General features: G+C 51.3%; 22 protein-coding genes. 12 read left to right on the forward strand and 10 right to left on the reverse strand.

All coding sequences use genetic code 11. The annotated features are described in order from the left end of the window. Window positions 1–103 precede the first annotated feature (103 nt). Window positions 104–934, reverse strand: a complete 831-nt coding sequence (locus J0A68_RS11370; RefSeq protein ID WP_206578333.1) for a GLPGLI family protein — start codon at window positions 932–934, stop codon at window positions 104–106. A gap of 134 nt (window positions 935–1,068) precedes the next feature. On the opposite strand from J0A68_RS11370, the gene J0A68_RS23020 reads away from it, so the two are divergent. Together J0A68_RS23020 and J0A68_RS11380 are read left to right on the forward strand one after the other, a co-directional pair. Further along, a complete protein-coding gene (locus tag J0A68_RS23020) occupies window positions 1,069–2,601 on the forward strand; it encodes a sensor histidine kinase (RefSeq protein WP_206578334.1) in 1,533 nt (510 codons plus the stop codon). Next, window positions 2,598–3,278, forward strand: coding sequence for a response regulator transcription factor (locus J0A68_RS11380; RefSeq protein WP_206578335.1), 681 nt, complete (start codon window positions 2,598–2,600; stop codon window positions 3,276–3,278). The genes J0A68_RS23020 and J0A68_RS11380 overlap by 4 nt, the downstream gene beginning before the upstream one ends. 300 nt (window positions 3,279–3,578) lie before the next feature. Here the strand turns inward: J0A68_RS11380 and J0A68_RS11385 are convergent, their stop codons facing one another. The 6 genes from J0A68_RS11385 to J0A68_RS11410 all read right to left on the reverse strand — a co-directional run bounded on the left by J0A68_RS11385 (window position 3,579) and on the right by J0A68_RS11410 (window position 7,713). Continuing rightward, window positions 3,579–4,169: a hypothetical protein gene (locus J0A68_RS11385; protein WP_206578336.1), complete on the reverse strand. Its 591-nt coding sequence runs from the start codon at window positions 4,167–4,169 to the stop codon at window positions 3,579–3,581. 32 nt (window positions 4,170–4,201) lie between these two features. Continuing rightward, window positions 4,202–4,615 (reverse strand): hypothetical protein, encoded by a 414-nt coding sequence (locus J0A68_RS11390; RefSeq protein WP_206578337.1) that lies wholly within the window; start codon window positions 4,613–4,615, stop codon window positions 4,202–4,204. Between the two features lie 154 nt (window positions 4,616–4,769). Continuing rightward, window positions 4,770–5,288 (reverse strand): hypothetical protein, encoded by a 519-nt coding sequence (locus J0A68_RS11395; RefSeq protein ID WP_206578338.1) that lies wholly within the window; start codon window positions 5,286–5,288, stop codon window positions 4,770–4,772. Window positions 5,289–5,471: 183 nt separating this feature from the next. Beyond that, window positions 5,472–5,870: a hypothetical protein gene (locus J0A68_RS11400; protein WP_206578339.1), complete on the reverse strand. Its 399-nt coding sequence runs from the start codon at window positions 5,868–5,870 to the stop codon at window positions 5,472–5,474. 44 nt (window positions 5,871–5,914) lie between these two features. Next, window positions 5,915–6,226, reverse strand: coding sequence for a helix-turn-helix domain-containing protein (locus tag J0A68_RS11405; protein WP_206578340.1), 312 nt, complete (start codon window positions 6,224–6,226; stop codon window positions 5,915–5,917). Window positions 6,227–6,501: 275 nt separating this feature from the next. Continuing rightward, window positions 6,502–7,713 (reverse strand): glycoside hydrolase family 18 protein, encoded by a 1,212-nt coding sequence (locus J0A68_RS11410; RefSeq protein WP_236025544.1) that lies wholly within the window; start codon window positions 7,711–7,713, stop codon window positions 6,502–6,504. Between the two features lie 167 nt (window positions 7,714–7,880). Here J0A68_RS11410 and J0A68_RS11415 point away from each other — a divergent pair, with 167 nt between their 5' ends. Both J0A68_RS11415 and J0A68_RS11420 read left to right on the forward strand, forming a co-directional pair. Beyond that, window positions 7,881–8,447, forward strand: coding sequence for a GNAT family N-acetyltransferase (locus J0A68_RS11415; protein WP_206578341.1), 567 nt, complete (start codon window positions 7,881–7,883; stop codon window positions 8,445–8,447). A 68-nt stretch (window positions 8,448–8,515) separates the two neighbouring features. Then, window positions 8,516–9,826 (forward strand): ATP-binding protein, encoded by a 1,311-nt coding sequence (locus J0A68_RS11420; RefSeq protein WP_206578342.1) that lies wholly within the window; start codon window positions 8,516–8,518, stop codon window positions 9,824–9,826. Between the two features lie 3 nt (window positions 9,827–9,829). Here J0A68_RS11420 and J0A68_RS11425 read toward each other — a convergent pair whose 3' ends face one another. From J0A68_RS11425 to J0A68_RS11435, 3 genes are all read right to left on the reverse strand, one after another. Further along, complete coding sequence (locus J0A68_RS11425) at window positions 9,830–10,525, reverse strand: DUF2490 domain-containing protein (protein ID WP_236025545.1); 696 nt, start codon at window positions 10,523–10,525, stop codon at window positions 9,830–9,832. Window positions 10,526–10,788: 263 nt separating this feature from the next. Further along, window positions 10,789–12,204 (reverse strand): sulfatase, encoded by a 1,416-nt coding sequence (locus J0A68_RS11430; protein WP_206578344.1) that lies wholly within the window; start codon window positions 12,202–12,204, stop codon window positions 10,789–10,791. Between the two features lie 290 nt (window positions 12,205–12,494). Then, window positions 12,495–13,919, reverse strand: a complete 1,425-nt coding sequence (locus J0A68_RS11435) for an amidohydrolase (protein WP_206578345.1) — start codon at window positions 13,917–13,919, stop codon at window positions 12,495–12,497. A 207-nt stretch (window positions 13,920–14,126) separates the two neighbouring features. On the opposite strand from J0A68_RS11435, the gene J0A68_RS11440 reads away from it, so the two are divergent. The 8 genes from J0A68_RS11440 to J0A68_RS11475 all read left to right on the forward strand — a co-directional run bounded on the left by J0A68_RS11440 (window position 14,127) and on the right by J0A68_RS11475 (window position 23,437). Continuing rightward, window positions 14,127–15,113, forward strand: a complete 987-nt coding sequence (locus tag J0A68_RS11440) for a c-type cytochrome (protein WP_206578346.1) — start codon at window positions 14,127–14,129, stop codon at window positions 15,111–15,113. 194 nt (window positions 15,114–15,307) lie between these two features. Beyond that, window positions 15,308–15,976, forward strand: a complete 669-nt coding sequence (locus J0A68_RS11445; protein ID WP_206578347.1) for an N-acetylmuramoyl-L-alanine amidase — start codon at window positions 15,308–15,310, stop codon at window positions 15,974–15,976. Between the two features lie 190 nt (window positions 15,977–16,166). Beyond that, entirely contained in the window at window positions 16,167–17,840 is a 1,674-nt protein-coding gene (locus tag J0A68_RS11450) for a glycoside hydrolase family 10-like protein (protein ID WP_206578348.1), read from the forward strand. After that, window positions 17,837–18,316, forward strand: coding sequence for a GNAT family N-acetyltransferase (locus J0A68_RS11455; protein WP_206578349.1), 480 nt, complete (start codon window positions 17,837–17,839; stop codon window positions 18,314–18,316). The genes J0A68_RS11450 and J0A68_RS11455 overlap by 4 nt, the downstream gene beginning before the upstream one ends. Next, entirely contained in the window at window positions 18,313–19,575 is a 1,263-nt protein-coding gene (locus J0A68_RS11460; RefSeq protein WP_206578350.1) for an MFS transporter, read from the forward strand. The genes J0A68_RS11455 and J0A68_RS11460 overlap by 4 nt, the downstream gene beginning before the upstream one ends. A 355-nt stretch (window positions 19,576–19,930) precedes the next feature. Further along, window positions 19,931–21,424 carry a glycoside hydrolase family 3 protein gene (locus J0A68_RS11465; RefSeq protein WP_206578351.1) on the forward strand — a complete coding sequence of 498 codons (1,494 nt, stop codon included), beginning with the start codon at window positions 19,931–19,933 and terminating at the stop codon, window positions 21,422–21,424. Between the two features lie 352 nt (window positions 21,425–21,776). Then, window positions 21,777–22,202 carry a transposase gene (locus tag J0A68_RS11470; protein WP_317195105.1) on the forward strand — a complete coding sequence of 142 codons (426 nt, stop codon included), beginning with the start codon at window positions 21,777–21,779 and terminating at the stop codon, window positions 22,200–22,202. Window positions 22,203–22,393: 191 nt separating this feature from the next. Then, the gene (locus tag J0A68_RS11475) at window positions 22,394–23,437 is read left to right on the forward strand and encodes a serine hydrolase domain-containing protein (RefSeq protein ID WP_236025546.1); all 1,044 of its coding nucleotides are present in this window, start codon (window positions 22,394–22,396) and stop codon (window positions 23,435–23,437) included. Window positions 23,438–23,481: the final 44 nt, after the last annotated feature.

A 23,481-nucleotide genomic window follows, 5' to 3' on the forward strand; every position in this document is an offset into this window, starting at 1 on the left:
AATATAAAGGCCAAAAATCCGAGCGTTAAGCACTGTTAACGTGTGTTAACCGAGTCTTGAAAAACGTCACTTAGAACGTCCAAAAGACCATTTCCTCCGCATTTCATCCCCCTATACTGACCTTTCTCCCGTTTTTCCCTCCCGGCTTTCCTTGGTACTGTCCCTGCAGCTGGCGGATACTTTCCTCCTGCATGGCGCGAAATTCCCCGCTGTCCATGGTCCGGCCTTTTTTCGGCACCCGGATCTGCACTGGCTCTGCAGAGGGATTGAGCTCGATTTTTTCGCAGTAAAAAGAACGCCCCCCATTGTGCACCTCGAGAATGAGGCCCGGCAGGCCAAAGTAGTTTTCCGGTCCATGCGCCACGGGAATCTCAGGGGTGTACCACACGGTCACCCGGATCGTATCCTTGACGGCCTCCATCTCCGCCATGCCGGTGGAAAAGCGCCTGGAATCGATGACCTTGAAGTACGTGGCCTTTTGGGCGGTATAGTCCCCGATCTGCTTGGTCTCTTCGCCCATTTGCCAGTCTTCGACTGCGAGGACGTCCCGGATCAAAAAGTCCCTGCCCATAAACTCCTGCTCTTGGATGTAGCTTTGCTGGGCCAGATCCTTGTAAAGCAGGTCGTCTTCCTGGCCAGAAAGACTGACGGACATGCCCTCGCCGGATTGGGGCGCAGTGCCTTGCTCCATACTGGGCAGCTGCTGCCAGTTGGATTCCGTCTGGGTAAAAGAGAGCACAAAATCACGCTGCCAGGGCTTTTTCATGATCTCATGCGCCTGGGCGATTTCCTCTGGGCTCATGTCCGCACTGTCTATTCGGATCATGATCTGGTTGGAGGCTTTGTAAAAGGCCCGGCCGGTCAGGCTTTGAGAAAAAGCGGAGCCGAAGCCCAAGAGCAAAATGACAAGGAGGAGACAGCGTTTGGTTTTCATGGCGGGATTGGATTTATTGTTTGCAGATAAAAGTCTCCCAAAACAAGCCAAGCCCCTGAAGCAAAAGCGTTAAGCAGTGTTAACGAGTGTTAAGCCCTGTTTTTTGGCGCATCCAAGCCTTCTAATTTAGCACCGTGGAAAAGCTCCAACTCAAGCGAATCGGTATTTTGATCGGCTTCACGCTCCTGCTCAGCATCGGGGTGCAGGCTTGGCGCATGTACTCGCAATTTAAAGTCATCCGCCACCAGCTCGTTTTGGACATCCAACAGAGCTTGGACAACGCGGTGGAAAACTATTTCGCCGAGATCGTCAAGACCGACGTGGTCACCATCACTGGCCAAAGGCCCGGCCGACCTCCACTCCGCGACTCCATGCGGGTCAGCACGGTGGTGACGCGCATGCGGGCGGATACTGCCGGAGGAAAAAACCGCATTTTAGTCCGCAACGGCATCGAGTCTCCCAAGCAGGTCTTGGACTCCCTGGTCTGGGAGACGAGTCCCTCCGACACGATGCACCACCTCGTTCGGATGGATTCGCTGAAGTTTGTCCAGTTTGGGCAAAACAGCGACATGAACGTGTTCTTCGGCCATGACGGCACCGACAGCGTGGAACAGCTGCGCTTTTTCACCAACCGGATCATGATCTCCCTCACGCGGGACTCCCTGGACTACGACAAGATAGCCTCGCTCCTCCAGGCCGAGCTCGACAGGCAGGGAATAGCCCTGCGCTACCAATTGGTACCGGTGAGGAGGCAAATCCCCCAAGTCGGCAGCGAAATCATAGACATTCCCATATCGGGACAAAAGCCCGAAATGGAGATGAAGACCGTCTCCCGATCCACCTTTTTCCCTCCAGGCCAATCCCTGGAGCTCTACTTCGAAAACACCGCCCTAACCCTGCTCCGGCGCGGATCGGTGGAGGTTTTGACTTCCTTCCTGTTTTTGGCCGTCATCGCCTTCGCGTTCTACTACCTCTACCAGACGATCAAAAACCAAAAGGAAATCGCCGAGATCAAGCAGGACTTGGTCGCCAACATCACCCATGAGTTCAAGACCCCGATAGCCACCACCCTTTCTGCCATCGAGGGGATTGAGCTCTTCAATCCCGAAAACGACGCCGCCAAGACCAGTCGCTACCTCGGCATCTCGAAGTCCCAGATGCACAAGCTCAACCAGATGGTGGAAAAGCTGCTGGAAACGGCCACCTTGGACTCTGAGCAGGTGGTGTTGAAAAAAGAAAAGATCGAGACCGAACCTCTCCTCCATCAGCTCGTGCAGAAATTCCAGACTTTGGCGCCCGACAAAACCATCGAGCTCATCCTACCTTCCCACTGCAAAGCCATCGAGGCGGATCCTTTTCACTTCGAAAACGTCCTCTCCAACCTACTGGACAATGCCGTCAAATATGGCGGAAGCCAGATCCGCATATGCCTCGATCAAAACGGATTGAACAAAATCCGCATCCACGACAATGGGGGAAATATCAATTCTGGGCAAAAGGAGCGGGTTTTTGAGCAGTTTTACCGCATTCCCAAAGGCGACCTCCACGACGTGAAGGGCTTCGGCATTGGTTTGTACTACGTGAAAAAGATCCTGGAAAAGCACGGCGGAAAAGTGGAATTGGAGACCGGAAAAAACTCCACCGCCTTTATCACCTACTGGCCATGAGCAAGATCAGCATCATCCTGGCTGAGGACGAACTCGCCCTCGGCACCATCATCCAAGAGAGCCTGCAAAGTCGAGACTTTCAGGTCAAGCTCTGCGGAGACGGAGCCCAGGCTTTGGAAGCTTATCAGACCAAAAAGCCCGATGTGCTCGTCCTGGACGTGATGATGCCCAAGATGGACGGCTTCAGCCTCGCCGCCGAGATCCGCAAAACCGACCCCTACACGCCGATCATCTTTCTTACCTCCAAAAGCCAAACCGAGGACGTGGTGAAAGGCTTTGGACTCGGTGCCAACGACTACGTGCGCAAGCCCTTCAGCATGGAGGAACTGATCGTGCGGATCAAAGCCCATCTGGATCGCCTCCGCACCCGACAGGCCCAGAGTGATTGGATAAGCTTGGGGAAATACGAGTTTCACCCTACGAGACAAGTACTAAAGCTGGCCGAAGAGGAATCGCCCCTCACCGCCCGGGAAAGCCAACTCCTACAGATGCTCCTCGAAAACGCCAACGACATCACCGACCGCACGCTGATCCTCACCCAGATCTGGGGCTCAGACGACTTCTTCAACGCCCGCAGCATGGACGTCTTCATCACCAAGCTCCGCAAAAAACTCCAGGACGATCCAGCGATCCAGATACTCAACGTTCGGGGGTATGGGTTTAAGCTGGTGTGCTGAGAGAAGAGCGTCATTGCGAGGGATCAATCTGCACATCTGATCGTTTTTCAGCAATTCGATCCTGAAGCAATCTCTAGAATTGTTTGTTTTAGCGCCGGATTACAAATTCTCGGATCGGGGATTCGGAATTATAAATTCCGAATAGAGAAGGTACCGAAACACGCCCATAACGGTCAAGTATACCCGCAGTTACGGGTAAATATGCGTTAATTTTCGGTTTAGCACAGACATTAGCAATTCCTAGTGGATTAGGATGCAGTCGAATCCTCCATAATTGCGGATATACATTGCGCAACGTATTTATTCATCGCACGTTGTGTTAAATTTTCCTTTAAATGTTCTTTGGAATTGTTCGTCTTTGACTCCTTCTTTTTCCAAAATATCTCCAGCTTTATAGTATCCTGTCATATAGACTTTATAATAGCCGATTAGCTTATTACTTTTAAAAGGGTCTGAATTCAGTTTGAGTTCAATTTCATCAATTTTATAATTCGTTGAACTTCCATCTAATGCGTCAGTCCATTCGTCATATTCGGCTTCTTTAACTTCCATTTTTGAATTCAGCCGAAAAGCTATCGAATGACCTGTATATCCATCATTCGCAATACTTTTTATTATTAATTCAACACCATATTTATCCAGTTCAATTGCCCTTTCTAGCATATCAGATTCCATTGAGCAATCGTGAGGGAAATAGCCATCCTCTTTCTGATAATTTTCTAATTCGACAATTTCTGCTTTTCCTAATTTTTCTTGTCCATTGCAATTAAAACCACCTAAAAACATTAAAACTAACAAAATTCTCATTGGTATTGTCATAAGTTGCACAACGTTTGTATAAGCCGTGGCGCTGAGCAAAAATAAAAAAATGTCCCTCCTTATCAGCGCCATGGATTACACATTTTGTTAGCGGCAGGCGTTCCTTACTCAGTAGTTAAATCGAAGACCCAATTTTTCATCTCAGCTTTCTTTACTTCCTCTCTTAAATTTCGTCCAGCTAAATCAAAAGTCGAGAGTGTCGAGAAGTCAATGTCTCTGCTCTGTTGTTTCATTTCTATTATTCCGTCTCTCAAATTTCTCAAGTCACCCTTGGCGTTGTAATGACTTGTTAGTTTGTCGACTGGAATGTCAGCCAATTCCCAAATGTCCTTCACTGTCAAAAAGAATTCCTTTTTATTACAAAAATCCTTCGTTATTATTCTTGCTTGTCCGTAGGTTAAATTAAGTCCTAAAGCCGATGCTCTCCAACTGGTCAACATTGTCGGAAGAAAATAAACAGTCGCGAAAATTGTCGCGATAAATAGTCCAACGAGTCCGATAATTATTACTGAGTCCATTAGTCTTTATTTCTTGGTCGTCATTGTCCCGGAACAATTGCTGGCAACGCTAGCATATGGCGCGTTGGCGTTTTCCTTTCAAAATTAAACAACAAAACGGCAATGCGCCATATGCATTGTTGTAGGCCTGTGCGCTTCCGCCGAACTCAATTTGTTATCGAATGCGATCACACGCCATTTTGTATTTTAACTTATATGAACCCGGCAATTGAGCCAAATCAATTCTCTCAATCACGTTCACAAACGTCAAGTAGTCCCTGTTTGCCCAGGCATTGTCCGCTGCGCTTACTTCTTGTTCTGTTAGGAGGTTGTTAGTATAAATCTTCGCTTGTCTTTCCTCAAAAGCATCCAGCTCATTTAACTTATCGAGGTCATCCTTCAAAATTCCTTTCCCTTCATTGTTTAAAAAATCAAGAAGGAAGTCAGCAAAATTTCGAGCGGACCTGTCGTAGTTAAATACTTCTTTTAGATTTTTACTGTTCAAGAGGTGCGAAATGCTGTTAATATGCCCAACAAAAAAAAGGTTTGATTTTTCCCTCTCGTCATAGGCAATCGTAACGGTAACTTTACTTGACTCTAGCCTGATAACGTTCTTGTGGATCTCAACGGCATTGAATCCGAATGCATCAAAAACTGGTCTTACGTTCTTTATCGTCAATTCGAAGTCTGTCATCTTTACTAGCGCATGGCCTACAACATCCGTATAAGTCCCATTCCTTTCCCGAGTGTCGTGTATATCCGTTTTGGACGATGGGACTTCCCAACGTTTTGCCCTTCAAATTATGTCATTTCGGAATCCAGACCAAGAGCAAAACGGGGGATTTGGGATTGTGAATCCCGAATAGGGAACTGGCACCTAGTAAATTCTTCTTTTTACAATCGCCAGCAATTCCGGACTATCCTCCATTGCCTGACCGTTTAGTGTCACATCGAAAAACTCCCCCATACACAAGGTATCCACCCTATCTTGATATTTGATCATCAGCTTTATCCGAAAGTCAGGGTATTGTCTACCTTCTTTAGGCTTTAATTTCTTAAGTTCATCGGAAATCAATCGAGTAAATCTTCTATCATCCGCTATTTTTTCCTTGTTAAAGCCAGAAACCCATTCCAGTGAAGAACAAGTAACCGGAACATTGAAACATGAATACTCTGGCAAATAGGCGATCTTAACTCGTTCAATCTCATCGACTTTCTCCCTTCCAATTAGTAGAAAGGCAAGTAACATCAAAGCTTTTAGCTGGACAATCAACATTATAACAAGGAGTTACTATTCACATTTCTCGTACACAGGATAACCTAAGCGATCTCCACTTCATTCCCTAGCAATTCAACCTTGAAATTTACCTTTGCCTTCAAGGCCTCGAAGACTTTCAGGATCGTTTCGATGGTGACATTCTTTGAATTGTTCTCAAGCTTGGAAATCTGCGATTTTTGCACGCCGACGAGCTCTCCCAATTGTTCTTGGGTCAGCTGCCTTTCCTTGCGGGCAGTTCTGATCATTTCCCCCAAAAGCTCAAGCTTTAGCTCAAACTCAAACTGATCTCGTTTAGGAGTGCCCACCTTGCCAATCAGCAAATCCTGGGCTTCGTCTAGACTGCATGATTTCATTCTTCTATCTCAATAAGGGATCGCTAGAACTTTTTTTTAACTGCTGGGGCAAAAAAAAAAATGGTAAACTGCCTTCAGCAGCTTCTCATCCTCAATTTTGTCCAAAATCGGGTGCAGATCCGATTTCAGCTCGATTGTCCCCATAGTCCAAAGTGGTTTTAACCAAATTTACAATTTTAGACCAATTACACGAAAAACGTTTGTACCGCCATAGAAAAGCGAAAAAGCCCTCCGATCACTCAGAGGGCCTTTTCCTTCAAATTCTGAAATAGCCTTTACTTCTGCGCTTCCTTGTAGATCGCATCCAGCAAAGAGCCTTCCTGCTTGGTGTCGTTGCCCAGCTCCCAAAACATGATCCCGCCGATGCCTTTTTCCATCGCATAGCGGGTTTTCAGCGCTACGGAAACCGTGTCATCGTAGGACAGCATCAGGCTGTCTTTCGCATTGTACATATACGGGGCCTGGGCTTTGTCATCCCAAAACCGCACAAAGTTGCTGTCCGTCTCATACTTTTCCCGAATGGCATGGTAGGCCATCCAGCCGACATGCAGGCCACCGCTGAGTTGGTAGAGGCCGTTGTTGGTCGGCGGCACGCCTTTCCACACGCGGCCGTAGAACGCTCCACCGATCACGATCTGCTTGGGATCCACGCCCTTTTCGATCAGGAAGTCCACGATCTTCTGTGCCGAGCGGGGATCCGGATCCAGGTTGTCGCCGTTTTGGTACAGGCTGTCCATATGTGCCTTGAAAGGAGTCCCTGCTATATCCGCGCTCTTCACATCCCCCAGCGGCGTATGGTGCCCGGTGTAGATGGACACGCCTGAGACTTGGTCATAGGTCATCACATTGGTGTAGTCAGCGTACTTCATCACCTCCGTGGTCTCGATGAAGTCGTAGTAGCGCTTCCAGCCAGCTGATGCAAAAGTCAGGAGTTTTGGTGACTCAAAGGTGTCCAGCATCTCCCGCAGGCCTTTCATCAGTGCGGTGAAGTTTTGGGTATCCTCAGGGCGGGCCTTGGTACCAGCGCCAGAGATCCCCGGGTACTCCCAGTCCATGTCCATGCCGTCCAGCTGGTAGGTTTCGATGAAAGCCTTGGAGCTGGCGATGAACTTCGCGCGGCTTTCCTCGGTCAGCGCCATGTCGGAAAAGCCATCTGCTCCCCAGCCGCCGATGGCGATCATCACCTTAAGGTCTGGATTGCGCTCCTTCTGCTTGACCAAAGCGGCCAGTTTCGCTCCCGCTTCCTCAGGCTTGCGAAAAGTCATCTCCCCATCCACCAGGTTGGCAAAGGAATAGATGATGTGGGTCAGTTGCTCCACGGGAATTTGCTCCGGCTTGTAGTCCCGCTCGGGCACATAGTAGGCCATGATGACGGGTTTGGGATTGGCTGGCTCGGTGTTCGCCTCTGGGGAATTCCCTGATGGCGAGCAGCTCCAGAGCAGCGCAAGGGCAAAAAGGACAGCGAGGTAGTTGCGATGGGTAGACAAAGTAGAATTGGTTATAGTTGATTGATATTTTTACTTATTCAAATAGACTTTTATTATTTTTTCAAAAATCTAATCAAGCGAATATTTTTTTCTCGTAAAACCAAAACACCATAAAAGTCAGAATTCTTTTGTGAAAGGCTTAGCTTCGTACGCAACCCAACCAGGCCATGCGGATACGAAAAGCCCAAACCGAAGATGCCCCAGCCATCGCCGCTTTGCTCATGCTGGCGACCGGCGAGGTCATCCGTCGTCTGCTCGGGGAGAAAAACCAGCCCGAAGCGGAAGCGCTGCTGCTCTACTTTGTCCAACAGCCGCAAAACCAATACTCCTACGAAAACTGCTACGTAGCCGAAGAAAGCGCTGAGATCGCCGGAGCCCTGCTGGCCTACGACGGTGGCCGTCTGGAAGCACTGCGGAGCCCATTTTTGGAACATATCCGCCAAAACTTCAACCCTGAGGCAAGTCTGGAAGACGAAACCGAAGCGGGTGAGTTCTACATCGACTCTCTCGGCGTATCGCCAAATCAGCAAGGGAAAGGCATTGGCTCGCGACTGCTGCAGCATTTGATCCAGGAAAAAGTGTTCGAAGAAGGCCAGACCCTCGGCTTACTCGTGGACAAAACCAATCCAGCTGCCAAGAAACTCTACCTCAAACTGGGCTTTTACCCTGTTGGGGAAAAGACGCTGCTGGAGATAGAGTTGGAGCATTTACAGCTGAAAAAGAACGGGAATTAACCGCAGTGAAACTTATTGTAATTTTTATTACAGTATATTTTACTACATAAATTGACTACTTTTGCGGAATGCGATTCTACAACAGGGAAAACGAACTCGATCTTTTACAAAAAATCCGTGAGCGATCAGCACATTCCGCCCAGATGACGGTCGTAATTGGCCGTAGGCGGATCGGAAAGACCAGCCTGCTGAAAAAGGACATGGAGGGTAGTCCCGCCATCTATCTTTTCGTCGCAAAAAAAAGTGAAGCCTTGCTCTGCCAGGAATTTGTCGAGGCGGTGAAAAGCATACTTGCCGTTAATCTCTTCGGTGAAATCACCCGGTTCCGAGACTTTTTCGCTTGGATAATGGAGCTGTCGCAGAGTCGAAATTTCACCTTGGTGTTGGATGAATTCCAGGAATTCAAGCTCATCAACCCGGCGGTGTTCAGCGAAATCCAAAACCTCTGGGATTCCCAAAAAGCAGGCAGTCAGCTCAATCTCATCCTTTGCGGATCGGTGTATTCGATGATGAAGGACATCTTCGAAAACTCCCGCGAGCCGCTTTTCTCCCGGGCCACGGCAAAGCTGTACGTCAAGCCTTTTGCCGTAAGCGTACTGAAAGAAATCCTTTCTGAGGCCAATCCGGCCTACCGAAATGAGGACTTGTTGGCCTTTTACTCGCTCACCGGAGGTGTGGCCAAGTACGTGGAAAATTTCGTTTCGGCGGGCGCATTGACTTTGGAAACCATGCTGGAGGAGGTTTTCTCCGCAAACTCACTCTTTCTGGAAGAGGGAAAAAACACGCTAATTGAAGAGTTTGGCAGGGACTACACCACCTACTTTTCCATCCTTTCGCTGGTCGCCAACTCGAAGACCTCCAGGCCGGAGATCGAATCGATCCTGGAAACCAGCGTCGGGCCTTTCTTGGAAAAGCTCGAACTGGACTTTGGGATTATCAAAAAAATCCGACCGATTCTGGCCAAGCCCACCGGCAGGACTGTCAAATACGAAATCGTGGACAACTTCCTCTGCTTTTGGTTTCGATTTGTGTTCAAAAACTACAGTGCCGTAGAAATCGGAAACTTTGGTTTTCTGAAAGCCCAGGCTCGCGAGGGTTTTTCGACTTTCTCCGGAAAAATGCTCGAACGCTACTTTGTGGAGCAAGTCAAAGAAGCACAGCGCTATTCGCAGATTGGCACCTATTGGGAGCGGGGCAACAGTAACGAGATCGACTTGGTAGCCGTCAATTCTGTGGAGAAACGTGCTGTTTTTGGAGAGGTAAAAGTCAACGCCGCCAAGATCAACTTGGATGCTTTGAGACAAAAATCTCAGCGCCTAGCCGCCCAGTTTCCTGATTACGAACTGGAATACCGCGGCCTTTCTCTGGAAGATATGTAAAGACTACCAAGCGTGGTGCAAACTGACCTGCAGTTGGTTTTTGGCCCAGTTGTCCGTAGTCTGCCGCATCCAGCCGAGCTGGGTTCTCAGCCGGTCACCGAGGCCGTAGCCCATCCCGAGGTAAGTCCGGTTTCGGTCAAAGAAGCCCACGCTTCGGCCCATCCCAATGTCTTTTTGCCCGTTGATGAAAATTTCATTGTACAGCGCCACATACAGGGTGTTTTTCTTGAGCTCCCGGGCGTTGAGCGGCACGTTGATGAAGAGATTGTAGCGATAGCGCGTGCGAAAGTCCTGGTACTCCACCCAGCGCTGCTCGTAGCGGAAGCGATGCGTGAGCAAAAAGCGCCCACCCACTTTCTGCGGAAGCAGCGCCTCCTGATAGACGCGGTTTTCCAAAACCACCTCTCCCCCATCCCCAAAGGCCCCGGAAGTCACGTTGGCGTAGCCGAGCGTAAAAGTGACGTTGGCGTTTTGGGGAGTATAGGTCAGGCCTGACCTGAGCAAAAGCTGCTCTTTGTCCCCACCCATATCCCAAGAGCGATACTGGAAATCCCCCTGGACACCCCAAGGCCCATCACCGAAGCGATGCGTGAAAAAGTACATGTACCAGGCCCCCAGCTGGTCTTCGTCAAAGCTGGCCTGGGCCGCCGCGAAATGGGAACAAACCGTCAAAAGGAAAAGAAAAATCAGTTTTTTCATCATTCTGGGTTTGGTAGAAGGGCTGTGGGATCTTCCAAAGCCCTCGCGACAACAGCGTTTGGACTTCAGCCTTCTCTTAGTTTTCATTTAATAATTATCCTCCACTGTACCAGTAGTTAACCGTGACTATTCAAAAGAAGGTTAAACTTTAGGCTTTGCCCTACTTCGGTCTTCGGTCATCGGTCTTCCAGCCGGCCTGAGCAGGCAAGCCCGATTGAAGAAGCAAATTCGCTTACTGCCAAGATTGCGGAAATACATATTCGCTATTTTTTGACGGGCAGACGGGCATCCGTGTTTTTCCAAAAGTCCTCGATCTTGGTCTTCAGCTGCATGGCCACCAGCGGCAACTGCTTGGACAGGTTTCGCTCCTCCAGCGGGTCGTTGCTCAGGTCGTAGAGCTCCATCTCCGATCCGTCAAAGAAATAGATTAGCTTGTAATTCCCGGATCGCACCACCGTATGGGGAGTCACGTCAGAAGCCCGATAGTGGGGAAAGTGCCAAAATAGATCCCTTTCGAGGCTTTGGCTCGCTCCGGTCAATACCGGCCAGAGGCTTTCCCCTTCCAACTCGGGCTGATTTGGATTTTCTCCCGCCAGCTCCAGAGCCGTCGAAATCCAGTCCATGGAGATGGTCGGCACGTCGGAGACGACGCCCATCGGCACCGTACCCGGCATGCTGACAATAGTCGGAATACGAATTCCTCCCTCATAAGGATAGCCCTTGTATTCCCTTAAGCCGATGTTCCAGGTGATGGGATTGGACTTGTTGCCGATCAGGCCGCCATTGTCGGAAGTGAAGATCAGCAGGGTGTTTTCCCGCTCGCCCGTTGCATCCAGATAGGCCATGAGCTTGCCCACGTTGGCATCCAGGTTTTCGATGAGCGCGGCATAGACGGGGTTTCGCTGTTGCCCAGGGGTCTTGCCCTTGTATTTTTCCACCAAATCCTCCGGCCCCATGATGGGCGTATGCACCGCATAGGGCGCCCAGTGCACGAAGAAGGGCTGGCCGGGGTGCGCTTCCAAAAAACCGATCACCTCGTCCGACTCCCGGTCGGTGAGAAACTCGCCCGTCTTCCTCGGCGGCAGGTTTTTAATCTGGTAAAACTCCCGCGGCTGGGCAGGCAGATAAGGGTCAAAGTAGCTTGGCGGCTGGCCGAGGTCATTTCCACCAATATTCACGTCAAAGCCCTGATTTTCGGGATGCATGCCCTCATCGCCCAGATGCCACTTGCCCACATGCAGCGTGGTATAGCCCAGCGGCTTCAGGCGCTCTGCAATGGTCTGCTCCTCCAGCGGCAGAAATCCCTGGATTTTGGGTGTTTTCAGGGGCTTGTCGGGAAACTCCTCGTATTCCCCCGGCAGACCGGAAGTGGTCACACCCTGAAATTTGGCACGAATCCAGTCCGTGATCCCGACCCTGGCGGGATATTTCCCAGTCATCAGGGCCGCCCGGGACGGAGAGCAGATATGCGCCGCCGCGTAGGATTGCGTGAAGCGCATGCCCTCGGCCGCAAGCTGGTCTAGGTGGGGCGTTTCGTAAAAATCGCTTCCAAAGACCGCCAAATCAGTCGCTCCCAGATCGTCGACATGGATGAGGATGATGTTGGGTTTTTCCTGTTTTTGTGAAAAGGCCGGAAGGGCAAGAGCAAAAAGGGCAAGGCCAAGCAAAAATCTTTTCATGCCCTGAAATAAGGGAAAAAGTGGAGAATCCCGTCCTTCAACCTAGTGCAAAAGAACTAAATCATGTGACAAACCGGACAATCCCCTTTCGCCCTCCAACCACCCTCTAACTTTTTTACCCCAAAAGCCATCGGCCCGAATAGTTCATCGAAAGGCCGATCGAGAGGAAAGGAAGGCCTCGGTACCATGGGCAGGAAAAGCAAGAGACCCAAGCAGCACAAAAAAATTGCCGTAAAAAAGAGCTTGGAGAAAGATTCCATTTTCAGCTGGATCTTTCTCCAAGCTAGGGCTTACTTTCTATAATCCAACGGCGGCTTCCTGTCTCCAACCAGAGCTTCGTAGGAGAATCCATCCCCTCTTCGCTTGTTCAGCTCTTCCAGCGCTTTGCCGGTGACAGAAGGATCTTTGAAAATATCGATAGCCGTCAGGGTAAGGGTCTTGGCCGCTACCATCATGCCTTTTTGGCCTATGCTCATGCCTCCGGCGGCCACGGCCTGCCAGGTGTGAGCGGAAGTACCCGGTACCCAAGTCGCGGCACCCATACCCGCTGTAGGCACCAGCCAGCTGATGTCTCCCACGTCGGTAGAGCCTCCCCCACCCGTCTCGGAAACGACGAAAGGAGCGATTTTCTCGGCATCCCCAGGGCTCACTTTGACTCCGGCGGGATAGGTTTTGATGATATCCTCAGCAAACTTGGTCTCCTCGGCGGTGTAGGACACGCCGCCTACCAGCTCCAGGTTTTTGTGCATGATCCGGGCTAGGGTTTCGTTGGGAAGCAGGTTGTACACCCCGTTGATCACCTCATATTCCATGCGGGTGCGGGTACCGAGGGCGGCACCTTCGGCGGTTTTCACCATGCGCTCAAAGATTTCTTTCACCACCATGGCGTCCGGATGGCGCACGTAGTGGTACGATTCCGCAAAAGCCGGAACGACGTTTGGAGCCTCGCCTCCACGGGTGATCACATAGTGCATGCGGGTCTCCTGAGGCACGTGCTCACGCATGAGGTTTACCATGAAGTTCATTGCCTCCACCGCATCAAGGGCAGACTTGCCGCGCTCTGGAGCCGCCGCCGCATGAGAAGCCTCGCCGTAAAAGCGGAATTTGGTGGAGATATTGGCTAGGGAGGAAGTCGCTCCGGCGGCATTGCCCGAGCTGGGATGCCAGTGCAGCATCACGTCCACATCGCTGATCAGCCCTGCTCTAGCCATGTACACCTTTCCCCCTCCGCCTTCTTCGGCGGGAGTCCCATAGACGCGGAGCGTGCCCTGTATCTTGTTTTCCTTCATCCAGTCCATCACCGAGATCCCTGCGGCCACCGAAGCTGAGCCAAAGAGATGGTGCCCACAGGCATGGCCGGCGCCGCCTTCCACCACAGGCTCACGCACGGGAAGGGCTTTTTGCGACACCCCAGGCAGCGCGTCAAACTCCGCCATGATGCCGATCACGGGCTTCCCTGAGCCATACTCGGCCACAAACGCAGTGGGAATATCCGCCACACCGGCTTTCACTTGGAAGCCAGCGTCGGAGAGGGTTTTCTGGAGCAGAGCCGAGCTGTTGGTTTCGAGATAGCCCAGTTCGGGATTAGACCAAAGCTGTCGGGCGATGTCCCCGTAGAAATCAGCTTTGGCGTCAAGTTTTTGGAGCACTTCGTCCTGCGCAAACAGCGGCATGGACGAAAGCAATACCAGTAGTAGAAGTAGATGCTTTTTCATGTAAGGTTGGTTTTCGGGGCAAAATACTAATTGTTGCCCAATGAAAAAGCCCGGATGTGGCAGACGGTCAAAGACGGTGAAAGCGGGGACAATAACACCTATTCAAGAAAAAATTACATTTTTTAAACAATGAAAAACATTTTGTAAGGGATTAATTTTCAATGCATAAGAATATGCCTAAATTTTAAAGAACAAACTTTGTATCCTATGAAAAAAGTTCTGAAGGTTTTTCTTTATCTCATCGGGGTGCTGGTCTTACTCGTGATCGGCACTTTCGTTTTTCTCCAACTCGGCTTTCCAAAGGTAGATCCAGCGCCAGAACTCAGCATCGACTACTCCCAAGAGCGCATCGAGCGGGGCTCCTACCTCGCCAACCATGTGACGGTCTGTATGGACTGCCATTCCACCCGTGACTTTAGCCAGTTTTCCGGGCCTCCCGTCCCTGGAACGCTGGGAGCCGGCGGGGATCGTTTTGACCATGGCATGGGCTTGCCGGGCGTTTTTTTCGCCAAAAACATCACCCCGCATGGCATATCCGACTACACGGACGGGGAGCTCTTCCGCCTGATCACTACAGGAGTGACCAATGACGGCCGGCCCATGTTTCCTCTGATGCCCTACTCCTACTATGGCAAAATGGACCCCGAAGACATCTATGACATCATCGCCTACATCCGCTCCCTTCCCTCGGTAGCCTCGGAGATTCCGGAGTCCAAAGCGGACTTTCCGGTCAGTCTGATCCTGCGAACTATGCCAAAGAACGCTGAAATGACCACTAAGCCCGCGCCCAGCGACCAAGTGGCCTATGGCGCCTACCTGGTCAATGCTTCCGGCTGTGTCGAATGCCACACCCAGATCAGTCCCCAAGGGGTAATCCTTCCCGAGGTCGCCTTTGCGGGAGGACGCGCCTTTCCTTTTCCAGACGGCAGCGAGGTCATCTCTGCCAACATCACCCAATGCCCCGACACGGGCATCGGCAGTTGGAGCGAAACTGCCTTTTTGGCCCGCTTCAAACAATATGCGGATTCGGGCTACGTCAATCCCAAAGTCGGGCCGGGTGAATTCAATACCATCATGCCCTGGACCATGTATGCAGGCATGAAGGAGGAGGACCTCAAGGCCATCTATGCCTACCTGAAGACCATCCAGCCGATCAAAAACGAAGTGGTAAAGTTTACCGCGTCGAGCAAATAGCCCCCTTTCCTCCATCCCATGCAGACGGCCCCACGAACAATGGGGCCGTTTGTATTTGTCGAAAACCTGGTGGGAGCTTTTCCCAAACTACCTTGGGCAATCCCTAGCCCAGCTTTTCCCATTCTCCCCATTCCTTTCCTGCCGTTTTCTGGCTAGCTTAGCCGCGTTGTTTGTCCCATTTCAAAAACGGAAACATGCGCAAATCCCATCCATTCGCAGTGCTGCTGGCAATTGCCTCTTTTTCATTTTCCTGCAGTCCCAAGGCCACCTTCCGCATCATCGACAAGCCCATCACCTGGAATGCCGAGCGGGAGCAGCTTTCCCTCCAATACCTCAAAGACCGGCATGGACTGGAGCAAAAAACAGCCACCATCCAGCCTCAGATGGTCGTCGTGCACTGGACGGCGATAGACAACATCGAGGTGACCTTCGACGTGTTTGATCCCCCGCTGCTTGGCGGACGGGCAGACCTGACCGGAGCGAGTAACCTGAATGTATCCAGCCAGTTTCTGATCGACCGGGATGGGACGATTTTCAGGCTTTTGCCAGACACCGCTTTCGCTCGGCACACAATTGGCTTAAACTATCTGGCCATAGGCGTGGAAAATATCGGCAGCGACGACATGCCCCTGACCAAGGCGCAACTCAAAGCCAACGAACAGCTGGTCCGCCACCTGAAAAGAAAATATCCCATCGACTACGTCATCGGCCACCACGAGTACCAAAACTTTCAGACTACGGAGCTATGGAAAGAAGCCGACCCGAACTATCGGACGGTCAAGACCGATCCGGGGGACAAATTCATGAACCAACTGCGAAAAAACCTCGATGATCTCAATCTCAAGCCAGTACCCAAGCTATAGCGTCATTGCGAACGTAGTGAAGCAATCTCAAACAAGTGCGTTTAAATGACAGTAAGATCGCTTCGTTGCACTCGCGATGACGGGGCGCAACCTCGCTTCAACTTGGCCTGACCACTCACAGGCCGAAGATTTGCTTAGCTAGTCAGAAATAGCCACTCAAATCCCAAACCAGTACCCCAGCTCTATCTCTATGCGTTTCCAACATCAACTGCCCGTTTGGATCATCTGTCTACTCCTTTTTTTCGCTTCCTGTAAATCCCAAAAACCTACCATTGCCCAAAAGCCGCCCCTCACTCCACCGACGACGACAAAGCCGTCCACCACGACTCCTCCGGCTACCCAAACCACCCCAAAAACCTCCGAGACCCTTCCCAAGACAACCCAGCCAGCTTTGGCACTGAAGCCGCTGAGCTACCAGATGCCGGACATTCCCCGGGAGTTTCGCGGCGTATGGATCGCTACCGTCGCCAACATCGACTGGCCGCTGTCTTCTACCGATCCCTGGGAAAAGCAGAAGAGCGAGTTTCGGGCGCTGCTGGACTACTACAAAAACCACAACTTCAACGCCGTGATCGTGCAGGTGCGGACTGCCGGGGATGCCTTTTACCCCAGCAATCTGGCTCCCTGGTCCAAGTACCTGACCGGAAAGCAGGGAAAAGCCCCGGCCACTTCGGAAAATCCCCTGACCTGGATGATCAAGGAGGCGCACGACCGAGGCTTGGAGTTCCACGCCTGGCTCAATCCCTACCGCGCCACCATGACGCTGAACACGGAGGAGCTGAGCCCCGAGCATGACTACAACAAGCACCGCAACTGGATGCTGAAGTATGGCAGCAAGTGGTACTACGACCCTGCTTTGCCCGAAGTGAAAGCCCATCTCCTCGCCGTGATTGCCGAGATCGTGGACAATTATGATGTGGACGCCATACACTTTGACGACTACTTCTACCCCTACCGGGAGCCCAAGCTGGAGTTTCCCGACCGAGCTTCTTACAACAAATACAAAAAGCCCGGCCAGTCCATCGACGACTGGAGAAGGCAGAATGTCAACGACCTGATCTTTGCCCTAAACGAAACCATCAAGAGCCGCAAGCCCTGGGTGCAGTTTGGAATCTCGCCTTTCGGAGTCTGGAGAAACCAGAGCAAAGACCCCAAAGGCTCTCCGACGCAAGCTGGCCAAACCAACTACGATGATCTCTACGCGGATGTGCTGCTCTGGATGAAAAACGGCTGGGTGGACTACATGCTGCCTCAGCTCTACTGGAGCATGGAGCACCGACTCGCCTCCTATCGCAAGCTCGCCGACTGGTGGTCCAACAACAGCTACAATACCAACGTCTACATCGGCAACGGCCCCTACAAGATCCGGGACGACTCCGACGCGGCTTGGCAAAACCCCTCGGAGCTCAATACGCAGGTCAACTACACCCGCACCCTACCCCAGATCCACGGAAACGCCTTTTTCTCCGCCAAATCCATCTATCAGAAAAATCGCGACATAGCCGATCTCCTCAAGCGGGAAGTCTACAACGAGCCTACCCTTCCGCCTTCTTTTGTCCCAAAAACTCCGGCGGTAATCGAAGTCCCCGTCGTCTTCGACGTGAAGACCAGCGCCGACAAAACCCAAATCAGCCTGGAAAAGCCCATCGACCCAGCCATCCGCTACGCCATGGTGCAGGGAGGAAATGACCTCACGACGCTTCACGACGCAAGAATCCACACCGCTTGGGTAGGTGGATCAAGAGTGCGATATTTAGAAGTACCGAGTCTGAACACCGACTACCTGGCCATCCGCTGGATCGACCACTATGGCCGGATCGTGCAGACCCAGGTATTCCAAACCCCAAAAACCTCCCGCCCATGAAAGACATGCTCGTTCGGCTGACAGAGCTCCCGGATAGCTCGAAATTGGAAAAGAAGCTCGCTGACAAGGAGCGGATCGTTTTCCGAAAAGCTATCGCCCCGGAAAAACACCTGGTCAGCGAATGGGTCATGGAAAACTTCGGAGCCTATTGGCAGTCCGAGGTAGAGGTATCTTTTTCCCGGCAGCCGGTCTCCTGTTGGATAGCCCAGCGGGGGAATGCCATTTTGGGCTTTGCCGTCTATGAGAGCACTGCACGCAATTTCTTTGGCCCCACCGGCACGCTGGAATCCGAACGTGGAAAAGGGATCGGAAAAGTCCTTTTGACCAAAGCCTTGGAGTCCATGCGGGAAATGGGCTATGCCTATGCCATCATCGGCGGCGTGGGCCCGGCCGAGTTCTATGAAAAAACCGTGGATGCCCGAGTCATCGAAGGCTCCGAAACCAGCATCTACCAAAACCTACTTAGAAAAAAATGACCCAAAACAACCCGAAAAGCCCCTGGTTTTGGGTTCCCTCCCTGTACCTGACCGAGTCCATGCCCTACGTGGTCATCATCACCGTCTCGGTGATCATGTACAAAAACCTGGGCATCTCCAATGCCGACATCGGGCTTTACACCTCTTTCCTCTACCTTCCTTGGGTGATCAAGCCCATCTGGAGTCCCATTTTGGAGCTGTTTGGCAGCAAGAAAAAATGGTTTCTCAGCATGCAATTGATCCTTTCCCTGGTCTTTCTTGGGGTAGGGCTGACGACCGGAACGGAGCAGTTTTTCACCGTCACGCTGGCCTTCTTCTGGATGGGAGCCTTTGCTTCCGCCACCAACGACATCGCTTCCGATGGGCTGTACCTGATCGCCTTGAAGCCGGAGCAGCAGAGTTTCTTTGTAGGCCTGAGAAGTACCTTCTATCGGGTCGGGATGATCACGGGACAAGGGCTGATCGTGATTTTGGCTGGCTACATGGAGCAAAAATACGGCAATCCAGCCCAAGCTTGGTCCTATACCATGATCGGCGTGGCTGGCTTGATGTTGGTCTTGACCGGGCTCAACTATCTGGCGACTCCGAATATTTTGGAGAAAACAGGTTCCAAAGAAGAGCAGCCCAGTTTTGGGAAGGTGTTTTCTACCTTTTTCACCAAGAAAAACATCGGGCTCTCCCTGGCCTTCGTCCTGCTGTACCGCTTGGGAGAATCCCAACTGGTGAAGATGGCCTCGCCCTTTTTCCTGGACACCCGGGAAGCAGGGGGCCTGGGGTTGAGCACGACGGAGGTTGGATTTATCTACGGTACCCTTGGAGTCATTGCCCTATTGATTGGGGGAATTCTGGGAGGGGTCGTCATCTCCCGGGACGGGCTCGGGCGCTGGATGATACCCATGGCTTTCGCGATCAACGCCCCGAACATCGGCTACGTGCTCCTCTCTTGGTCTCAGCCGGAAAGCATTGCTTTTGCCTCCACGGTGGTAGTGATCGAGCAGTTTGGCTATGGATTTGGCTTTGCGGCCTTCATGGTTTTTCTGATCTATCTGGCCGAAGGCTTGTACAAAACCGCCCACTATGCGCTGGCGACGGGCTTCATGGCGATGGGGATGATGCTTCCCGGCATGCTGAGCGGCTATATGCAGCAGTGGCTGGGCTATCCCGGATTCTTCGTTTGGGTGGTGCTGGCCACGATTCCCGGATTCGCCATGGCGTACTGGGTGAAGTATCCGAGGGAGTTTGGGAAGAAAGCATCTTGATTTACGATTTACGAAATACGATTTACGAGGGGATGGGTAGTATTGAGACATCTTTCCAACTTTAAAGCCTTGATTTTGCCAGCGTAGCACCAAATTTCAATCGGATAGGCGCGGTGGGAGGATTTGCCAGCGAGCCAGCGTTCGGCCTTGTGCGGTGGGAGCTTTGGCAAATCTTGACCTTTTGGTTCTTTTGGGTCAAGCCAAAAGAACTTTGAAAAAGATGAGCATAAATCAATTTGAAAAGATCGTTAGTTGATCGCAAGTAACATTTCACGCTACCGGAAAATTAAAGTAAGACCCCAATCACGCAAAATGACCTCGACTCCGCTCGGCCTGACACCAACTAAATCTTCCAATGAACACCTCCCAAAAAACAGCCCAAATCTTCTCTCCTGCCGCATTTATCCACGACACGGAGGAAAATTACCAGGCCATGGAGCGCATGATCGTGGAGCAGGAAATCGGCGGGTTGACCTTTTTCCACAGCCGCCACTCCGCCGCAGCCAACTTTGAGAAGCGGGCGGAAAGCCTGAATACTTCCGGGACTTTTGAAAAACTCATCGGACTCATCAACCGCTACCAAGCGGCATCCAAAGTTCCTTTGCTGATCAGCATCGACGGGGAATACGGTCTTGCAATGCGCGTAGAAGACACCCCGCAATACCCTTTTGCCATTACGCTGGGCGCGCTGAAAACCGATGCCAAGGTCTATGTGGAAGAGGTGAGCTACCGCATGGGCATGGACATGAAGCGTTCCGGAATCCATCTCAATCTCGCCCCCTGCGCCGACGTCAATACCAACCCAGAGAATCCGGTAATCGGATACCGTTCTTTTGGAAACGACACCAAAAAAGTGGCTGAATTGGCTTTGGCAGCCTACCAAGGCATGAGCAAAGCGGGAATCGGAGCCTGCCTGAAGCACTTCCCGGGACATGGAGATACCGCGACAGACTCGCATTTGGGTTTGCCGATTTTGCACAAAAGCAAAGAAGAGCTCCAGGCGGAAGAGCTTTTTCCTTTCCAATATGGGATCGACAGAGGAGTGAAATTGATTATGGTGGGACATCTGGCGGTTCCTGCCCTGACTGGAGGAAAAGATATCCCTGCCAGCATCAGCCGAGAACTGATTACTGGATTGCTGAAGGAAGAAATGGGCTTCGAAGGCCTGGTGATCTCCGATGCGCTCAACATGAAGGCTGTCGCCAACCTTTTCCCCGAACCCGGCGAACTCGAATGGCAAGCCTTCCAAGCCGGAAATGACATCCTTTGTTTTTCCGATCATGTGAAGGAGGGCATCCAAAAAATCTCCGAAAAAGCCAGCGAGGACCAGATCGACACTGCCTTCCAAAAGATCATGGAGCTTAAGGCCCGACTGGGCGTGATGGAGTCCAAAAAGGTGGAAGTCCCAGTTTTCGATTGGGAAAGCCATTCCAAGTTCCAACGAACTTTGGCAGAGAACTATGTACAAGTCCACTCCGGAAAATTAATCAAGGAAGAATTGAGGGCTTTGGCCGAAGAAGGCAAACTGGGCTATCGGGAGTTTTTCAGCAAAGAAAAAAGCCACTTCGCAGAGCTGCTGAATCTGCCTCCAGCTGAAGCCGCTAGTAAGCAGATAATAGCTGTTTTTGTGCCCAGCCACAAGCCACTGAATCAGTTTGGAATGAACCGAGAGACCTTGGAAGAAATTCAAAATCTGGCTAAATCCAGACCCAGCATCCTCGTCCACTTCGGCAATCCACTTGCGCTAAAGCATCTGGGTGATTTGGAGAACTTCGAAGCCGTGATTTGTGGATATCAGGGATTTCAGGAGGTGCAGGAGGCCGTGGCAAAAACCCTCCAAGGGCTTTGAGTCCCTTGGAGGGTTAGGGAATTTACCTAGAAATGATTTCTCTTTCCAGGAGGTCGAAGCTGCCCTTTTGACGAACCCTCCAAGGGGTTTTTAACCCTTGGAGGGTGGACACAAGCTGCAGAAACCCTCCAAGGGCTTTTGGCCCCTTGGAGGGTTGGAATATTTAGCCAGTTTTCTTTCCTTTTTTCAGTAAATTAAAGACGACTTTTCAGCTATGCCTACTCCAAAGGACCAATTTGAACCGGGTACTTTTTACCATGTTTGGACTCATGCAAATGGGCTTGACAACTTGTTTCGGGAGGAAGAGAACTACCTGTTTTTCCTTTCGAAATACGCGATCCATATCCAGCCAGTGGCAAAAACCTTTGCCTATTGTTTGATGCCCAACCATTTCCACGTGATGATTCAAATGAGGGAAGATCTGGTAAAAAACCCAAGTCAAGCTTTCTCCAATTTTCTAAACTCTTATACTCAAGCTTTCAACAAAAAGTACCAGAGAAAGGGAAGTCTCTTTGTCCCGAATATCAAACGAAGAAAAATCGAGGGCGACAGCTATTTCACGAGGTGCATTACCTATATCCATCAAAACCCTGCTCACCACGGATTTGTGAAAGATTTCAGGGATTGGAAATTCAGTTCTTGGAAGTCTTTGATCTCGACATCGCAGACAAAACTTGAAAAGCAGGCTGTTTTGGACTGGTTTGGCGGGCTAGCCGGTTTTATAAAAGATCATGAATTGGAATACAATCCTGAAAACGAGTGGCTTTTTGGAAAATAGGACTTTGCAGAAAACCCTCCAAGGGCTTTGAGTCCCTTGGAGGGTTGGAGAATGTAGCCAGAACCGATTCCTCTTTCCAGTGGGTTGGAGTTGACCTTTTGACGAACCCTCCAAGAGCATCTTCCGGCGGCAGTCTCCCAAAACCTCCCGGTTTCTTTTCATTCCCCGTCTGCCTTCCCTACCTTGGATGAATGACAAAAAGCAAAACCAAGCGATTTTTTCAGATTGCGATGCCTTTGGCAGGCTTGATCAGCCTGATTGTTTTTCCGCCCTGGAACCTGGTCAAAGCCTGGATCATGCCATTGCCCGAGACGGTGCAGGAGCAGGTAGACGAGGCGATTTCCTACGGCATTGATGGGATGATCGTCTATGTGGACCAAAGGGGAAAGGAACCCGCCCTCTATGCCGCAGGTTGGAAAAACCGGGAAAACCAAATCCCTGCCGACCCGCATTCCCTTTTCAAAATCGCCAGCATCAGCAAGCTCTACATCGCCGTGGCAGTGGCAAAACTAACCCAAGCAGGCACGCTTTCCCTGGACAAAAGCCTGGCGGAGTACCTTCCGGAATTTGCGGACAAGATCGAAAACTCGGCCCAAATCACCCTTCTCATGCTGGTGCGGCATCGGAGTGGCATCCCCGACTACACCTACCATGCAGACTATCCCTGGGACGACCCCTTCAAGAAGACCGCCGAAACCTACCAGCTGGTATTCGGTCAGCCGGCGGATTTTGCCCCGGACAAGAAGTACGCCTACTCCAATACCAACTACCTGCTGATCGGGGACATTCTGGACAGGACGCTCGGCTACAGCCATCATCGCTATATCCGCGAGGAGATCTTGGCCCCTATGGGACTCACCCACACGTACAGCCTGATGAGCGAGATCAACGCCGAGGAACTGATGAGCGGGTATTTTGTCGGCTATGAGCCCGATATCAAGGGCAATGACTTCATCCAGCCGGGTGGCTCCATGATTTCCACGGCAGAGGAAGTGGGCATCTTCATCCGCGCCTTGAACGACGGCTCTTTGCTCAGCGAGGAGGAACAAGCGATCTACTCTTCCATTTACGAATACGGGCATACGGGCTTGCTTCCCGGCTATCAGAGCCATGCCTTTTACCATCCCGATATCGATGCCGTGGTCGTGCAGTTTGTCAATACCAGCGGAGGGACGATGTGGAACGTGTCAGAGATCTTTTACAACCGGATCGTGAAGATCCTCCGGAAAGGCTAAGGCGAGATGCCACCCCAAACCAAAATTGCTTATTTCATCCAGCA

It is taken from the genome of Algoriphagus oliviformis, from assembly GCF_017254915.1.
Taxonomy (GTDB): Bacteria; Bacteroidota; Bacteroidia; order Cytophagales; family Cyclobacteriaceae; genus Algoriphagus; species Algoriphagus oliviformis.